The following is a 15,421-nucleotide window of genomic DNA, read 5'->3' on the forward strand; positions in this document are numbered from 1 at the left end:
CACATGACTGTTTACGTCAAGGGCGTCGTTTTTGAAGGTGTCGATTTCGATGATCCGAATTGCTGGAGCATCGACGCCTATATCCAGCGCGGCGGTTACGCGGCGCTGAAGAAGATTATCGCGGAAGGCATCACCCAGGACGCCATCATCGCCGAGCTGAAGACTTCTTCATTGCGCGGCCGTGGCGGTGCGGGCTTCCCCACCGGCCTGAAATGGTCGTTCATGCCGCGCAGTTTTCCGGGCCAGAAGTATCTGGTCTGCAATTCGGACGAGGGCGAACCGGGCACCTTCAAGGATAAGGACATCCTGAAGCTGAACCCGCACGCCCTGATCGAAGGCATGATCATCGGCGGTTACGCCATGGGCATCACCGTCGGCTACAACTATATCCACGGCGAGATCTTCGAGGTCTACACCCGCTTCGAAGCCGCCCTGGAAGAAGCACGCCGCGCCGGTTTCCTGGGCGACAATATCCTCGGCAGCGATTTCTGCTTCCAGTTGCATGCCCATCATGGTTATGGCGCCTACATCTGCGGCGAAGAAACCGCGCTGCTGGAATCGCTGGAAGGCAAGAAGGGCCAGCCGCGCTTCAAGCCGCCTTTCCCCGCCAGCTTCGGCCTGTACGGCAAGCCGACCACGATCAACAATACCGAGACGTTTGCCTCGGTGCCCTACATCGTGCGCGAAGGCGGCCAGAAGTTCCTGGAGCTGGGCAAGCCCAATAATGGTGGTACCAAGCTGTTTTCGGTGTCCGGCCATGTAAACCGTCCCGGCAATTTCGAAGTGCCGATGGGCATGCCCTTCGCCGAGCTGCTTGAACTGGCCGGCGGCATGCGCGGCGGCAAGAAGCTCAAGGCCGTTATTCCAGGTGGTTCGTCGGCGCCGGTTCTGCCCGGCCATATCATGATGGAAACCACCATGGACTACGACAGCATCGCCAAGGCCGGCTCCATGCTGGGTTCCGGCGCCGTGATCGTGATGGACGAAACCGTCTGCATGGTGAAGGCGCTGCGCCGCTTGTCCTATTTCTATTTTGAAGAATCCTGCGGTCAGTGCACGCCGTGCCGAGAAGGCACCGGCTGGCTCTACCGGGTGGTTGACCGCATCGAGAAAGGCGAGGGTCGGATGGAAGACCTCGACCTGCTCGAATCGGTGGGTAAGAACATCGCCGGCCGCACGATCTGTGCGCTGGGCGACGCCGCCGTGATGCCGGTGCAGGGCATGCTCAAGCACTTCCGCGATGAGTTCCAGCACCATATCGACCACAAGAAATGCCTCGTGCCGGGTTTTTGACGGAATGACCGACCCGGCTCGCCGCCAGGTTGGACAGACCCTCTTTACCCGCCACCCGTAACGCACAGACGAAAGCTCGGGCAGCCCGATCATGCTTGAAATCGAAATCGACGGTACCAAACTAACGGTTCCCAATGGCACCACGGTCATTGAGGCCGCTCGTTCCATCGGCACCCACATCCCGCACTTCTGCTATCACAAGAAATTGTCGATCGCAGCGAACTGCCGCATGTGTCTCGTGCAGGTCGAGAAGGCCCCCAAGCCACTGCCCGCCTGCGCCACGCCGGTCAATGACGGCATGAAGGTGTTCACCCATTCGGATATGGCGGTGAAGGCCCAGCAAGGCGTGATGGAATTCCTGCTGATCAATCACCCGCTGGATTGCCCGATCTGCGACCAGGGCGGCGAATGCCAGCTGCAGGATCTGGCCGTCGGTTACGGCGCCTCGTCCTCGCGTTATGAGGAAGAAAAGCGCGTGGTCAGCAATAAGGACCTTGGACCGCTGATCTCCACCGACATGACCCGCTGCATCCATTGCACCCGTTGCGTACGCTTCACCGAAGAAGTCGCCGGCCTGCAGGAAATGGGTATGGCCGGCCGTGGCGAACATTCCGAAATCATGTCCTTTATCGGCATGACGGTGGATTCCGAAATTTCCGGCAATGTGATCGACCTGTGTCCGGTCGGCGCGTTGACCTCCAAGCCTTTCCGCTATACCGCCCGTACCTGGGAGCTGTCGCGCCGCAAGAGCGTCAGCCCGCATGACGGCCTGGGCAGCAACCTGATCGTGCAGGTCAAGAGCGACCGCGTGATGCGCGTCTTGCCGCTGGAAAACGAAAATATCAACGAATGCTGGATCGCCGACCGCGACCGTTTTGCCTACGAGGCGCTCAATAGCGACTCGCGCCTGACCAAGCCCATGCTCAAGCAAGGCGGCAAGTGGATCGAAACCGACTGGCAGTCGGCGCTGGAATATGTCGGCAATGGCCTCAAGTCGATTATCGGCGAGTACGGTACCGATGCCGTCGCTGCGCTGGCGACACCGCATTCGACGGTCGAAGAGCTATTCCTGCTCAATAAATTGAGTACCGCGCTGGGCTTGGGTCAGGCCGGCGTAGGCCCTCGCCAGGGCGATATCCGCCTGGCCGCCGCTCAACAGGGCGCGGCCTGGCTGGGCCAGTCCATCGCCGACCTGCTGCAGGCCAAGGCCGTGCTCGTCGTCGGCGCCACCCTGCGCAAGGAACAGCCGCTCCTGGCGCAACGCCTGCGTCAGGCAGCGAAACGCGGCATGAAGCTGTCGCTGATCAATTCGATGGACGACGCGCTGCTGTGTGCCGTCAGCGCCAAGCAGATCGTTCGACCCGACCAACTGGCGGAAAGCCTGGCCACCGTGCTGAAGGCCGCGCTGGAAGCCAAGGGCGAGGCCGTGCCGGTCGAGCTGGCTGCCTTGGAAGTGGGCGAGAGCGCCCGCGCCATGGCACAGCAACTCAGCGATGCCGCTGCAGCCGAAGGCGGGCGTGCCGCCATCCTGTTCGGCAACCTGGCAGCGCATCATCCCCGTGCCGCCGAATTGGCCGGTTTGGCCGCGCAATTGGCCGCCGCTACCGGCGCCACCTTTGGCTGGATGGCCGAAGCCGCCAATAGCGTCGGTGCCCAGGCGCTCGGCCTGACCGCCTTGGCCGATGCCTACGCCAAGCCGCGCAAGGCCTTCCTGCTGTTCAATACCGAAGTCGAGCTGGACAGCCACGATTCGCAGGCTGCGCTGGCCGCCGTGCAGCAAGCCGAGATGGTCGTCGCCCTGTCGGCCTTCAAGCATGGCGCGCTGGACTACGCCGATGTGCTGCTGCCGATCACGCCGTTCTCGGAAACCGCCGGTAGCTTCGTGAACATGGAAGGCAAGCTGCAAACCTTTAACGGCGTGGTCAAGCCGCAAGGCGATAGCCGCCCGGGTTGGAAGGTGCTACGCGTGCTGGGTAATCTGCTGGGGCTGGAAGGCTTTGGCTTCGACAGCGCCGAAGCCGTGCGCAAGGCCGCCTTGCCGCAAGGCGACGAGACCATCGCCGCCAAACTGAACAACGCAGTGAACGCCGTGGCGTTTGTCGCACAGCCGGCCGGGCAGGGCCTGGTACGGCTGGGTGAAGTGCCGATCTACCAGGCGGATGCCCTGGTACGCCGCGCCCCTTCGCTGCAAAAGACCCGCGATGCCGCCGCGCCGGTGGTTGGCCTGTCGGCCGCGACCGCCGCGCAGCTGGGCATTGCCGCCGGCGACTCGGTCCGTGTCAAGCAAGGCGAAGGTGAAGCGGTTTTCCTTGCCGCCTTGGACCAGGGCTTGGCTGACGGTGTGGTACGGATTGCCGCGGCCCACCCGGCCACCGTCGCGCTCGGCGCGATGTTCGCCCCCATCCAACTGACGCGCGCCTGAGGAGAAGACGATGATAGACGCGCTGCATAACGGCTTCCTCTCCCTGCTGGGACCGACCCTGGGCTTGCTGGCCTGGTCGCTGCTGAAGATCGTATTGATCGTGGCACCGGTGTTTATCGCCGTGGCCTACCTGACGCTTGCCGAGCGCAAGGTCATCGGCTACATGCAGATCCGGATCGGTCCGAACCGGGTGGGTCCGTATGGCCTGCTGCAACCGATCGCCGACGGTATCAAGCTGCTGCTGAAGGAAATCATTTCCCCCAGCGCCGCTTCCACCGGCCTGTTCTTCCTGGCGCCGATCATGGTGTTGGCGCCTTCGCTGGCCGCCTGGGCGGTGATTCCCTTCGCGCCGGGCCTGGTGCTGGCCGATGTCAATGCCGGCCTGCTGTATGTGATGGCGATCACCTCGATCGGTGTGTACGGCATTATCGTGGCCGGTTGGGCGTCCAATTCCAAATACGCCTTCCTGGGTGCCCTGCGTGCCTCGGCCCAGGTGATTTCCTACGAACTGGCCATGGGTTTCGCCCTGGTCGGCGTACTGATGGTGTCGGGCAGCCTGAACCTGACCGAAATCGTCAACCAGCAAGGACGCGGCATGGCCGGCGGTTCCGTGCTGTCGTGGAACCTGATTCCCTTGTTCCCGCTGTTCCTGGTGTACCTGATCTCCGGCGTGGCCGAAACCAACCGCGCACCGTTCGACGTGGCGGAAGGCGAATCGGAAATCGTGGCCGGCCACATGATCGAATACTCCGGTATGTCGTTCGCCCTGTTCTTCCTCGGTGAATACGCCAATATGTGGTTGATCGGGGCGATGACCTCCATCATGTTCCTCGGCGGTTGGCTGTCGCCATTCCCGGCTTCGTGGGGCATTTTGGGCGCGTCCAGCTTCCTCTGGCTGTTCGCCAAGATGTCGTTCGTGATGTTCCTGTTCCTTTGGTTCCGCGCCACCTTCCCGCGTTATCGCTATGACCAGCTGATGCGGCTGGGCTGGAAGGTATTCATCCCCGTGACGCTCGTATGGATCGTCGTGGTGGCTGCCTGGATGCAAACCCCGTATTCGTTGTGGTAAGCCGAAAACCATGGAAAAGATTCAGAATTTCTTCAAAACCTTCCTGTTGCTCGAACTGGTGAAGGGTCTCGCGCTGACGGGACGGCATTTCTTCCAGCGCAAGATCACCGTGCAGTTTCCGGAAGAAAAGACGCCCTACAGCCCGCGCTTTCGTGGCCTGCATGCGCAACGCCGCTACGCCAACGGCGAGGAGCGCTGCATTGCCTGTAAGCTGTGCGAAGCCGTTTGCCCGGCGGTGGCCATCACCATCGAATCGGAAGTCCGCGATGACGGCACCCGCCGCACCTCGCGCTACGATATCGACCTGACCAAGTGCATCTTCTGCGGTTTTTGCGAAGAAGCCTGCCCGGTCGATGCCATCGTGGAGACGCATGTATTGGAATACCACGGCGAAAAGCGTGGCGATCTGTACTTTACCAAGCCCATGCTGCTGGCCGTGGGCGATAAATACGAAGCCGAGATCGCAAAGAATCGCGAAGCCGATGCGAAATATCGCTAGGGCATAAGTACAACGACCGAACTGGCTGCCATGACCATCTCTACCATTATCTTCTACGTGTTTGCCGCGATCCTGATCGCTTCGGCATTGCGCGTGATTACCGCCAAGAACCCGGTGCATGCCGCACTGAGCCTGGTGCTGTCCTTCTTCACGGGGGCGGTGCTGTGGATGTTGATCGAGGCCGAGTTCCTCGCCATCTCGCTGGTGCTGGTGTATGTCGGCGCGGTGATGGTGTTGTTCCTGTTCGTCGTGATGATGCTGGACATCAATTTCGAGGAACTGCGCAAGGGTTTCTGGAACTTCTTCCCGGTCGCCGCCGTCGTCGCCTGCCTGATGGCGGCCGAGATGGTGCTGGTGCTGGTGGCCAAGAGCAGTGGCCTGGCCAATTTCGATACCGTCGCGCCGCTGCCGGAGGGCGTATCCAATATCAAGCAGCTGGGCGTACCGATCTATACCGATTACCTGCTGCCGTTCGAGCTGGCCGCGGTCCTGCTGCTGGTGGCCATCATCGCCGCCATCTCGCTGACCTTGCGTCGCCGCAAGAACACCAAGTACATCAATCCCGCCGACCAGATCAAGGTCAAGAAGGCGGACCGTATTCGCATCGTCAAGATGTCGGCGGAAGTGGAAGCGCCGGAGCCGGCCGCCGCTGCCGATGCTGAACAAAAACCTGCTGCCTGAACGGGATAAGAGTCCATGAGCCTGACCCATTACCTTGTGCTGGCCGCGATCCTGTTTGCGATCTCGGTGTTCGGCATCTTCATGAACCGCAAGAACGTGATCGTGTTGTTGATGGCCATCGAATTGATGCTGCTGGCCGTCAATATGAACTTCGTGGCGTTTTCCAAGTTCTCCGGCGATGTCGCCGGCCAGATCTTCGTCTTCTTCATCCTGACCGTGGCGGCCGCCGAATCGGCTATCGGCCTGGCCATCCTGGTCGTGCTGTTCCGTAACAAGCGCTCGATCAACGTGGAAGACCTCGACAGCCTGAAGGGCTAGCGAGCCGCTTTCCGAACCGTATTCAGTTTCAAGTCGATCAGAGTCCGACGACCTAACAAGAACCAGCCTGTGCGAAAACATGGATAAACCAACGCTCTACCTGCTGATTGCCCTGTTCCCGCTCTTCGGTGCCATCGTGGCCGGCCTGTTCGGCCGCGCCATCGGCCGAACCGGAGCGCATTGGGTCACCATTCTTGGCGTGGCGGCCTCGTGCGTCGGCTCCATCCACGTCCTGCTCGACCTGGTCAATGGCGGCGCCGCCTATAACGGCAACGTCTACACCTGGTTGACGGTGGATGGCCTGGATGTCTCCGTGGGCTTCCTGGTCGATAAGCTGACCGCCATGATGATGGTGGTGGTGACCTTCGTTTCGCTGATGGTGCATATCTACACCATCGGCTATATGAGCGAAGATCCCGGCTACCAGCGCTTCTTCAGCTATATCTCGCTGTTCACCTTCTCCATGCTGATGCTGGTGATGGCGAACAACTTCGTGCAGCTGTTCTTCGGCTGGGAAGCGGTGGGCCTGGTTTCCTACCTGCTGATCGGTTTCTGGTTCAAGAAGCCGACCGCCATCTTCGCCAACCTGAAGGCCTTCCTGGTCAATCGGGTGGGTGACTTCGGCTTCCTGCTGGGCATCGGCATGGTGCTGGCCCACTTCGGTTCCTTCTATTACGCCGATGTGTTCGCCAACGCGCCGGCCTTGAAGAACGCCACTGTCAGCCTGTTGCCCGGCACCAGCTGGTCGCTGCTGACCGTTACCTGCATCCTGCTGTTTATCGGCGCGATGGGTAAGTCGGCACAGTTCCCGCTCCATGTCTGGCTGCCCGATTCGATGGAAGGCCCGACCCCGATTTCCGCGCTGATCCACGCCGCCACCATGGTGACGGCCGGTATCTTCATGGTGGCGCGCATGTCGCCGCTGTTCGAACTGTCCGATACCGCGCTGAACTTCATCATGGTGATCGGTTCCATCACCGCGCTGTTCATGGGCTTCCTGGGCATTATCCAGAACGACATCAAGCGGGTGGTGGCCTATTCGACCCTGTCGCAGCTCGGCTATATGACGGTCGCCCTGGGCGCCTCGGCCTACTCGGTGGCGGTGTTCCACCTGATGACCCACGCTTTCTTCAAGGCCTTGCTGTTCCTTGGCGCCGGCTCGGTGATCATCGGCATGCACCACGACCAGGACATCCGCAATATGGGTGGTCTGCGCAAATACATGCCCATCACCTGGATCACGTCGCTGCTGGGTTCGCTGGCACTGATCGGAACGCCTTTCCTGTCCGGCTTCTATTCCAAGGACTCCATCATCGAAGCCGTGCATGCCTCGCATCTGCCGGCAGCCGGCTTCGCATATGCAGCCGTGGTCATCGGCGTGTTCGTCACGGCCTTCTATTCCTTCCGGATGTACTTCCTGGTCTTCCATGGCCCGGAACGCTGGATGAAGAAGGATGGCCACGCGGATGCGCACCATCACGACGATGCCCATCACGACGACGAGCATCATCATGGCCTAGGCCCGAACGACAAGCCGCACGAAACCCCGTGGGTGGTCACCTTGCCGCTGGTGTTGCTGGCCATCCCTTCGGTGCTGATCGGTTTCTTCGCCATCGAACCGATGCTCTACGGCGAATTCTTCAAGGGTGTGATCTACAGCGATCTGCACCCGGTCATGCAGGAGCTCGGCAAGGAGTTCCACGGCGCGGTCGGCATGGGGCTGCACGCCCTCACGACACTGCCTTTCTGGCTGGCGCTGGCTGGCGTGGCGGTATCCTGGTTCTTCTATATGAAGCGCCCCGATATTCCCGCCGCGATCAAGGCCAAGTGCGGCCCGATCTACACCCTGCTGGAAAACAAGTACTACATGGATCACCTGTATATCCAAGGTTTCGCGGCGCTGGGCCGGGGCCTGGGCAAGGTGTTCTGGAAGGCCGGCGATACGGTGTTGATCGATGGTCTGCTGGTCAATGGTTCGGCAAAATTGGTAGGCGCGATCGCCGGCCTGGTTCGCCGCTTGCAGACCGGCTACATCTATCACTACGCCTTCGCCATGATCTTCGGCGCATTGCTGCTGCTGACGTTATGGCTGGGCCTGCCGTTATGGCTGGGCAAATTCGCGGTTCCTCATTGATCTTGTGCTGACGCGCTTAAAGAAAACACATTCGGGTAGGTAAGGGTGGATATGTCTGAACATCTGTTGAGTCTGGCGATCTGGGTGCCGATCGTATCCGGCCTCTTCGTGCTGGCAACCGGCGGCGACCGCAATGCGGTGCTGGCACGTGGAATGGCCTTGGTTGGCGCTTTGCTGGGTTTCCTGGTCACCATTCCGCTCTATACCGAGTTCGCGCCGCTGCATGGCGGCGCACAGTTCGAGGAAATGCTGCCCTGGATTCCGTCCTTCAACGTCAATTACCATCTTGGCGTGGACGGCCTGTCCATGTTCTTCGTCATGCTGAACGCCTTTACCACCTTGCTGGTGGTGGTGGCGGGCTGGGAAGTGATCAAGGAGCGGGTGTCGCAGTACATGGCCGCCTTCCTGATCATGTCGGGCCTGATCAACGGCGCTTTCGCCGCCATGGACGCGATGCTGTTCTACGTGTTCTTTGAAGCGATGCTGATTCCGCTGTACCTGATCGTCGGCGTATGGGGCGGACAGAACCGCGTGTACGCCGCCATCAAGCTGTTCCTCTACACCCTGATGGGCTCCCTGCTGCTGCTGGTCGCCTTTATCTACCTGTATTTCCAGACCGGCAAAAGCTTCGAGATCAGCGACTTCCAGCGTGTGGCACTGCCCATGGCGGCGCAGGGCTACCTGATGATTGCGTTCTTCTTTGCCTTCGCCGTCAAGGTACCGATGTTTCCGGTGCACACCTGGTTGCCCGATGCCCACGTGGAAGCGCCGACCGGCGGTTCCATGGTGCTGGCGGCCATTACCCTCAAGCTGGGTGCTTATGGTTTCCTGCGGTTCGCCCTTCCTATCGCCCCGGATGCCGCGCGCGAGTACGGCTGGATCATCATCGCGCTGTCGCTGGTCGCGGTGGTCTATATCGGTCTGGTTGCGCTGGTTCAAACCGATATGAAGAAGCTGGTGGCTTATTCGTCGATCTCGCACATGGGTTTTGTCACCCTGGGCTTCTTTATGCTGATCGACGGTGCACCGACCAGCTTCGGTATCGAAGGCGCGCTGGTCCAGATGATCTCGCACGGCTTTGTTTCCGCCGCCATGTTCTTCTGCATCGGCGTGATGTATGACCGGGTGCATAGCCGCAAGATCGCCGACTACGGCGGCGTGGCCAATACCATGCCCAAATTCGCCGCGTTCTCGCTGCTGTTCGCCATGGCCAACTCCGGTTTGCCGGCGACCTCCGGCTTCGTCGGTGAATTCATGGTCATCATCGCGGCCGTCAAGGTGAACTTCTGGTATGCCTTTGCCGCCGCCACCACGCTGGTGTTCGGCGCCAGCTACACGCTGTGGATGTACAAGCGGGTGATCTTTGGCGAAGTGGCCAATGAACAGGTTGCCAAGTTGCAGGATATCAACCCGCGTGAAATCGCCGTCTTGACGGTATTGGCTGTTGCCGTACTCGGCATGGGTCTCTATCCGCAGGCATTCACCGAAAAGATGCATACCAGCGTCGATTCGCTGATCTCGCACGTCAAACAGACCAAGCTGCCTTGATAAGCGCCGACACAGAATACGGGATTGAACAAGAATGACGCTCGCTAGTTTGAATCTGGTCGCCGCACTGCCGGAAATCTGGTTGCTCTGTGCGACCTCGGCCATCCTGTTGATCGATCTGTTCATCAAGGACGATCAACGCGATATCACCTACGCCTTGTCGCTGCTGGCCTTGCTCGGCAGCGCGGTGTTGACCATACATGGCTTTAGCTGGACGCCGCGCGCGGCCTTCAGCGGCATGTTCGTGGCCGATGCCATGTCCGATGTGCTCAAGGTCGGCATGTATGTCGCCATCGCGCTGATGCTGGCCTACAGCCGCAGCTACGCGGCAGCGCGGCAGATCTACCGTGGCGAGTTGTTCACGCTGACGCTGTTCGCCCTGCTCGGCATGATGGTGATGGCTTCGTCCACCAATCTGTTGACCCTGTATGTCGGTCTGGAACTGCTGTCCTTGTCGCTCTACGCCCTGGTGGCCCTGCCGCGCGATTCGCAAGTCGCGACCGAAGCCGCCATGAAGTACTTCGTGCTTGGCGCGCTGGCATCCGGCATGTTGCTGTACGGCATGTCCATGATCTACGGCGCCACCGGCAGCCTGGACATCCACGCCATCGCCCATAAGATCGCCCTGGGTACCGCCAACCATACCCTGTTGGTGTTCGGCCTGATCTTTATCGTCACCGGTATCGGCTTCAAGCTGGGTAATGTGCCTTTCCATATGTGGGTGCCGGACGTCTACCAAGGCTCGCCGACCGCGGTGACCCTGCTGATCGGTTCCGCTCCCAAGCTGGCTGCCTTCGCCTTCGTGATGCGCCTGCTGGTGCAGGGCCTGCCGGGCCTGATGAGCGATTGGTCGAACATGCTGGTGATCCTGGCCGTGTTGTCCATCGCGGTCGGTAACATTGCCGCGATCGCGCAGACCAATCTGAAGCGCATGCTGGCCTATTCCACCATCTCGCACATGGGCTTCCTGCTGCTGGGCATTCTGGCCGGCACGGTGCAGGGTTATTCGGCTGCCATGTTCTACGCCATCGTTTACGCCATCATGGCGGTCGCCGGCTTCGGCATTATCTTGCTGCTGTCGCGCCAGGGCTTCGAAGCCGAGCGCCTGGCCGATCTCAAGGGCTTGGCCCAGCGCAGCCCCTGGTTCGCCGGCATGATGCTGATGGTGATGTTCTCCATGGCGGGTATTCCCGTGTTTGCCGGCTTCTTCGCCAAGCTGGCCGTGGTGCAGGCCATCGTCGAGCGCGATATGGTCCCGCTGGCGGTGGTGGCGGTGCTGTTCTCCCTGGTCGGTGCTTTCTACTACCTGCGGGTGGTCAAACTGATGTTCATGGACGAGCCGCTCGATGCCACCCCCATTGCCGTCAAACCCGATATGCGCGTGCTGCTGTCGCTGAACTGTCTGGCCATCCTGGGCCTCGGCTTTATGCCAGATAGACTGCTGCAGCTGTGCTACGAATCGGTACGGCAAAGCCTGGGTCTGCTGTGAACACGGCATTGATCATGTATCTCGGATTGGCGGCCCTGGCCGCCAATTTGCCGTTCATGGTGGAGCGCAGGCTGTTTATCTGGCCCGCGCCCGCCACCGGCAAGGCCTTGGGCTGGCGGCTGCTGGAATTGCTGCTGCTGTATGGTGTGGTAGGCTTGCTGGGGATATGGCTGGAAGGCCGCCTCGGCCCGGTACACCAGCAGCGCTGGCCCTTCTATGCGTCCACCTTTGCCCTGTTCGTGGTGGCCGCTTACCCGGGTTTTGTACTGCGTTTTCTCTGGCGTAAGCCGGGCATGTAACAAGGTTTTAAAAAAGTTTTGCACGAGTGCTTGCCAAACAAGGAATGTTTCCCTAGAATGCGCAGCTCTTCAGGCGCGTAGCTCAGCTGGTTAGAGCACCACCTTGACATGGTGGGGGTCGTTGGTTCGAGTCCAATCGCGCCTACCAACACAATGGAGCAGACAAAAATGTCCTTCCGAACTACTACTACCGGCTCTCTTAATCTGGCCTGAGTCGGCATTTCGGAAGTTGTCTGTTCGAAAAAAGAGTGCGACCTAGGTCGCACTCTTTTTTTTCGTCCGTACCGTTCGCACTATCAATCGCAAAGGTGGAATGCAATGCCAATTGTCACGCTCCCCGATGGCTCCCAGCGCAGTTTCGACCAACCCGTGCGTGTCGCTGAAGTTGCCGCCAGTATCGGTACCGGCCTGGCCCGCGCCGCGCTGGCTGGCAAGGTCGACGGCAAGCTGGTTGATACCTCCTTCCTGATTGAAACCGATGTTCAGCTGGCTATCGTCACCGACAAGGACGCCGATGGCCTGGAAGTGATCCGCCATTCCACGGCGCATTTGCTGGCCTATGCGGTTAAAGAACTGTTCCCGGATGCCCAGGTCACCATCGGCCCGGTGATCGAGCATGGCTTCTTCTACGATTTCGCCTATAAGCGTCCGTTTACGCCCGAAGACCTGGTGGCGATCGAAAAGAAGATGGCCGAGCTGGCCAAGCGCGATATTCCGGTCGAGCGCTACGAATTGTCGCGCGACGAGGCGGTTGCCTACTTCAAGGGCATAGGCGAGAAGTACAAGGCCGAGATCATCGAGAGCATTCCCGCCGACCAGGCGCTGTCGCTGTACCGCGAGGGCGAGTTCACCGACCTTTGCCGCGGTCCGCACGTGCCGTCCACGGGCAAGCTCAAGGTCTTCAAGCTGATGAAGCTGGCGGGCGCCTACTGGCGCGGCGATAGCCGCAACGAGATGCTGCAGCGTATCTACGGCACCGCCTGGGCCAAGAAGGAAGATCTGGACCAGTACCTGCATATGCTGGAAGAGGCCGAAAAGCGCGATCACCGCAAGCTGGGCAAGCAGCTGGACCTGTTCCATCTGCAGGACGAGGCGCCTGGCATGGTGTTCTGGCATCCCAAGGGCTGGAGCCTGTGGCAATCGGTCGAGCAATACATGCGCCGCCGCCTGACCATTGCAGGCTACCAGGAGATCCGTACGCCCATGGTGATGGATCGTGCCTTGTGGGAGCGGTCCGGCCACTGGGAGAACTACCGCGAGAACATGTTTGTCACGGAATCGGAAAAGCGCGATTACGCCGTCAAGCCGATGAACTGCCCGGGCCATGTGCAGGTGTTCAACAACGGCCTGCGTTCCTACCGCGATCTGCCCATGCGCCTGGCGGAATTCGGCGCCTGCCATCGCAATGAGCCGTCCGGTGCCTTGCACGGCATCATGCGGGTGCGCGGCTTCGTGCAGGACGATGCCCACATCTTCTGTACCGAGGGGCAGGTCGTAAGCGAGTCGAAGGCCTTCAACGAGCTGGCCATGTCGGTCTACCGCGATTTCGGTTTCGACAATGTGGCGGTCAAGCTCAGCCTGCGGCCCGAGAAGCGCGCCGGCACGGACGAGACCTGGGACAAGGCCGAGAATGGCCTGCGCGAGGCGCTGCGGGCCTGTGGCGTGGAATGGGAAGAGTTGCCGGGCGAGGGGGCCTTCTACGGCCCCAAGGTCGAATACCACATCAAGGACGCGCTGGGCCGCTCCTGGCAGTGCGGTACGCTGCAGCTGGACTTCGTGCTGCCGGAGCGTCTGAATGCCGAGTACGTAGGCGAGGATAACGCCCGCCACCGTCCGGTGATGTTGCATCGTGCCATTGTCGGATCGATGGAACGTTTTCTCGGGATTCTGATCGAAAACCATGCTGGCGCCTTCCCGGTTTGGCTGGCGCCCGTGCAGGCCGCAGTGATGAGTATCAGCGAACATCAGGCCGATTACGCGCAGGAGGTGACCGAATCGCTCAAGCTGCAAGGCTTCCGCGTTGAGTCGGACTTGAGGAATGACAAAATTAGCTATAAAATACGGGAACATAGCTTACAAAAGTTGCCTTATCAGCTTGTAGTGGGCGATAAGGAAAAAGCTGCAGGATTAGTTGCCGTGCGTTCCCGCGGTGGCGAGGATCTAGGTCAGATGACGGTCGAAGCACTAGTAGCACGCTGGAAATCCGAAATGATCTAGTTCCGCGTCCGACGGCCTCGTTGCAATACGAGGCCGTTTTAACCGGGCCGCACGGTTTTCATTTTTTACTTGGGAGTAAGCGCTATCGCTCAGGACAAAGAGCCCCGGATCAATGGCGAAATCACCGCCCGCGAGATCCGTCTGAACGACGAAGAAGGTGAACAGCTGGGTATTGTTAGCCTGGCTGAGGCATTGCGTATGGCGGAAGAGCGTGAGGTCGACCTGGTCGAGATCGCGCCGAATGCTGTGCCACCCGTCTGTCGCATGATGGATTACGGTAAGTTCAAGTACCGTGAAAGCAAGAAGCGGCACGAGCAAAAGCTGAAGGTGAAGCAAGTCCAGATCAAGGAAGTCAAATTCCGTCCGGGCACCGACGAGAACGATTACCAGGTCAAGCTGCGCAACGTCGTCCGATTCATGGAAGAAGGCGACAAGGTCAAGTTGACGTTGCGTTTCCGTGGTCGTGAAATGGCCCACCAAGAGATTGGTATGGCGCAATTGAAGCGGGTGGAGGCGGATCTCGGCGAATTGGCCGTGGTCGAGCAGTTCCCGAAGCTCGAAGGCCGCCAGATGGTCATGATGTTGGCGCCCAAGAAGAAGATCTGACGCATACAGGGTGGCGGCAAGCCCTGGTACCGCGCAAGCGGTGTCACTTGTTGCAGTAAGCGAAATTTTTCGCAAAAAAGTGGTGTTGGGTATTAAGCGCGGTTTCCGCCGCCCAGCGCCAAATCCAACTAGGCAATACGGAGTACGTCATGCCGAAGATGAAAACCAAATCGAGCGCAAAAAAGCGCCTCAAGGTATTGGGTAATGGCGGCGTCAAGCGCTCCAAAGCGTTCAAGCGCCACATCCTGACCAAGAAGACGACCAAGAACAAGCGCCAGCTGCGTGGCACGACCATGGTTCACCCGACCAATATGGCTTCCGTGCGCGCCATGCTGCCGTACGCTGCCTAATCTTCTCGGAAAGGAATAAACCATGCCTCGCGTCAAACGTGGTGTAACAGCCCGCGCTCGCCATAAAAAAGTTTTAGCCCTTGCCAAGGGTTACCGCGGTCGTCGTAAAAACGTCTATCGCATCGCCAAACAGGCGGTGATGAAAGCCGGTCAATACGCTTACCGTGACCGTCGTCAACGTAAGCGTCAATTCCGTCAGCTGTGGATCGCCCGTATCAACGCGGCTTCGCGTGAATTGGGTCTGAGCTACAGCAAGTTCATGAACGGCGTGAAGCGCGCTTCGATCTCGATCGATCGTAAAGTGCTGGCCGATCTGGCTGTGTTTGACAAAGCCGCGTTTGCGCAGATTTTTGCGCAAGCCAAGGCCAGTCTTCCAGCCTGAGCTACCGGTAGCTGAAAAAGGGAGGCGCGAGCCTCCCTTTTTTTGTCCCGCCGAGCATGCCTGCCTGTACGCAACGGGCCGCTAGCCATGGATTTTCAGATCGAGAACCCATCG

14 protein-coding genes and 1 tRNA gene are annotated in these 15,421 nt (G+C 59.8%); all 15 read left to right on the top strand.

Annotation, left to right across the window (positions count from 1 at the left end; genetic code table 11):
* The first annotated feature begins 3 nt into the window (after positions 1-3).
* Positions 4-1,293 carry an NADH-quinone oxidoreductase subunit NuoF gene (gene nuoF / locus FNU76_RS15555; RefSeq protein ID WP_144279046.1) on the top strand — a complete coding sequence of 430 codons (1,290 nt, stop codon included), beginning with the start codon at positions 4-6 and terminating at the stop codon, positions 1,291-1,293.
* A gap of 91 nt (positions 1,294-1,384) precedes the next feature.
* Complete coding sequence (nuoG, locus tag FNU76_RS15560; protein ID WP_144279047.1) at positions 1,385-3,715, top strand: NADH-quinone oxidoreductase subunit NuoG; 2,331 nt, start codon at positions 1,385-1,387, stop codon at positions 3,713-3,715.
* A 10-nt stretch (positions 3,716-3,725) separates the two neighbouring features.
* Positions 3,726-4,784: an NADH-quinone oxidoreductase subunit NuoH gene (nuoH, locus tag FNU76_RS15565; RefSeq protein WP_144279048.1), complete on the top strand. Its 1,059-nt coding sequence runs from the start codon at positions 3,726-3,728 to the stop codon at positions 4,782-4,784.
* A 19-nt stretch (positions 4,785-4,803) separates the two neighbouring features.
* A complete protein-coding gene (nuoI, locus tag FNU76_RS15570) occupies positions 4,804-5,283 on the top strand; it encodes an NADH-quinone oxidoreductase subunit NuoI (RefSeq protein WP_444542086.1) in 480 nt (159 codons plus the stop codon).
* 30 nt (positions 5,284-5,313) lie between these two features.
* Entirely contained in the window at positions 5,314-5,964 is a 651-nt protein-coding gene (locus tag FNU76_RS15575) for an NADH-quinone oxidoreductase subunit J (protein ID WP_144279050.1), read from the top strand.
* A gap of 15 nt (positions 5,965-5,979) precedes the next feature.
* Complete coding sequence (gene nuoK, locus FNU76_RS15580) at positions 5,980-6,282, top strand: NADH-quinone oxidoreductase subunit NuoK (RefSeq protein WP_144279051.1); 303 nt, start codon at positions 5,980-5,982, stop codon at positions 6,280-6,282.
* A gap of 79 nt (positions 6,283-6,361) precedes the next feature.
* Positions 6,362-8,416 carry an NADH-quinone oxidoreductase subunit L gene (gene nuoL / locus FNU76_RS15585; RefSeq protein ID WP_144279052.1) on the top strand — a complete coding sequence of 685 codons (2,055 nt, stop codon included), beginning with the start codon at positions 6,362-6,364 and terminating at the stop codon, positions 8,414-8,416.
* 51 nt (positions 8,417-8,467) lie between these two features.
* On the top strand, positions 8,468-9,964 hold the full coding sequence (locus FNU76_RS15590) for an NADH-quinone oxidoreductase subunit M (RefSeq protein ID WP_144279053.1): 1,497 nt from the start codon (positions 8,468-8,470) through the stop codon (positions 9,962-9,964).
* Positions 9,965-9,998: 34 nt separating this feature from the next.
* The gene (gene nuoN, locus FNU76_RS15595; protein WP_144279054.1) at positions 9,999-11,453 is read left to right on the top strand and encodes an NADH-quinone oxidoreductase subunit NuoN; all 1,455 of its coding nucleotides are present in this window, start codon (positions 9,999-10,001) and stop codon (positions 11,451-11,453) included.
* 14 nt (positions 11,454-11,467) lie between these two features.
* Positions 11,468-11,752, top strand: coding sequence for a DUF2818 family protein (locus FNU76_RS15600; RefSeq protein ID WP_223879044.1), 285 nt, complete (start codon positions 11,468-11,470; stop codon positions 11,750-11,752).
* Between the two features lie 71 nt (positions 11,753-11,823).
* Positions 11,824-11,900 (top strand) — tRNA-Val (locus FNU76_RS15605).
* A 170-nt stretch (positions 11,901-12,070) separates the two neighbouring features.
* Positions 12,071-13,969: a threonine--tRNA ligase gene (gene thrS / locus FNU76_RS15610; RefSeq protein ID WP_144279056.1), complete on the top strand. Its 1,899-nt coding sequence runs from the start codon at positions 12,071-12,073 to the stop codon at positions 13,967-13,969.
* 69 nt (positions 13,970-14,038) lie between these two features.
* Positions 14,039-14,575, top strand: coding sequence for a translation initiation factor IF-3 (gene infC, locus FNU76_RS15615; RefSeq protein ID WP_308418559.1), 537 nt, complete (start codon positions 14,039-14,041; stop codon positions 14,573-14,575).
* 149 nt (positions 14,576-14,724) lie between these two features.
* Positions 14,725-14,925: a 50S ribosomal protein L35 gene (rpmI, locus tag FNU76_RS15620; protein ID WP_028445459.1), complete on the top strand. Its 201-nt coding sequence runs from the start codon at positions 14,725-14,727 to the stop codon at positions 14,923-14,925.
* A 22-nt stretch (positions 14,926-14,947) separates the two neighbouring features.
* Positions 14,948-15,307, top strand: coding sequence for a 50S ribosomal protein L20 (rplT, locus tag FNU76_RS15625; protein ID WP_144279057.1), 360 nt, complete (start codon positions 14,948-14,950; stop codon positions 15,305-15,307).
* The last annotated feature ends 114 nt before the right edge of the window (positions 15,308-15,421 follow it).

The sequence above is a fragment of the Chitinimonas arctica genome (genome assembly GCF_007431345.1).
Lineage (GTDB): Bacteria > Pseudomonadota > Gammaproteobacteria > Burkholderiales > Chitinimonadaceae > Chitinimonas > Chitinimonas arctica.

What these genes read in the sequence shown, in the direction of transcription:
- nuoF (WP_144279046.1), top strand. Translation starts at nt 4, where the DNA reads ATGACTGTTTACGTCAAGGGCGTCGTTTTTGAAGGTGTCGATTTCGAT.
- nuoG (WP_144279047.1), top strand. Translation starts at nt 1,385, where the DNA reads ATGCTTGAAATCGAAATCGACGGTACCAAACTAACGGTTCCCAATGGC.
- nuoH (WP_144279048.1), top strand. Translation starts at nt 3,726, where the DNA reads ATGATAGACGCGCTGCATAACGGCTTCCTCTCCCTGCTGGGACCGACC.
- FNU76_RS15575 (WP_144279050.1), top strand. Translation starts at nt 5,314, where the DNA reads ATGACCATCTCTACCATTATCTTCTACGTGTTTGCCGCGATCCTGATC.
- nuoK (WP_144279051.1), top strand. Translation starts at nt 5,980, where the DNA reads ATGAGCCTGACCCATTACCTTGTGCTGGCCGCGATCCTGTTTGCGATC.
- nuoL (WP_144279052.1), top strand. Translation starts at nt 6,362, where the DNA reads ATGGATAAACCAACGCTCTACCTGCTGATTGCCCTGTTCCCGCTCTTC.
- FNU76_RS15590 (WP_144279053.1), top strand. Translation starts at nt 8,468, where the DNA reads ATGTCTGAACATCTGTTGAGTCTGGCGATCTGGGTGCCGATCGTATCC.
- nuoN (WP_144279054.1), top strand. Translation starts at nt 9,999, where the DNA reads ATGACGCTCGCTAGTTTGAATCTGGTCGCCGCACTGCCGGAAATCTGG.
- FNU76_RS15600 (WP_223879044.1), top strand. Translation starts at nt 11,468, where the DNA reads ATGTATCTCGGATTGGCGGCCCTGGCCGCCAATTTGCCGTTCATGGTG.
- thrS (WP_144279056.1), top strand. Translation starts at nt 12,071, where the DNA reads ATGCCAATTGTCACGCTCCCCGATGGCTCCCAGCGCAGTTTCGACCAA.
- rpmI (WP_028445459.1), top strand. Translation starts at nt 14,725, where the DNA reads ATGCCGAAGATGAAAACCAAATCGAGCGCAAAAAAGCGCCTCAAGGTA.
- rplT (WP_144279057.1), top strand. Translation starts at nt 14,948, where the DNA reads ATGCCTCGCGTCAAACGTGGTGTAACAGCCCGCGCTCGCCATAAAAAA.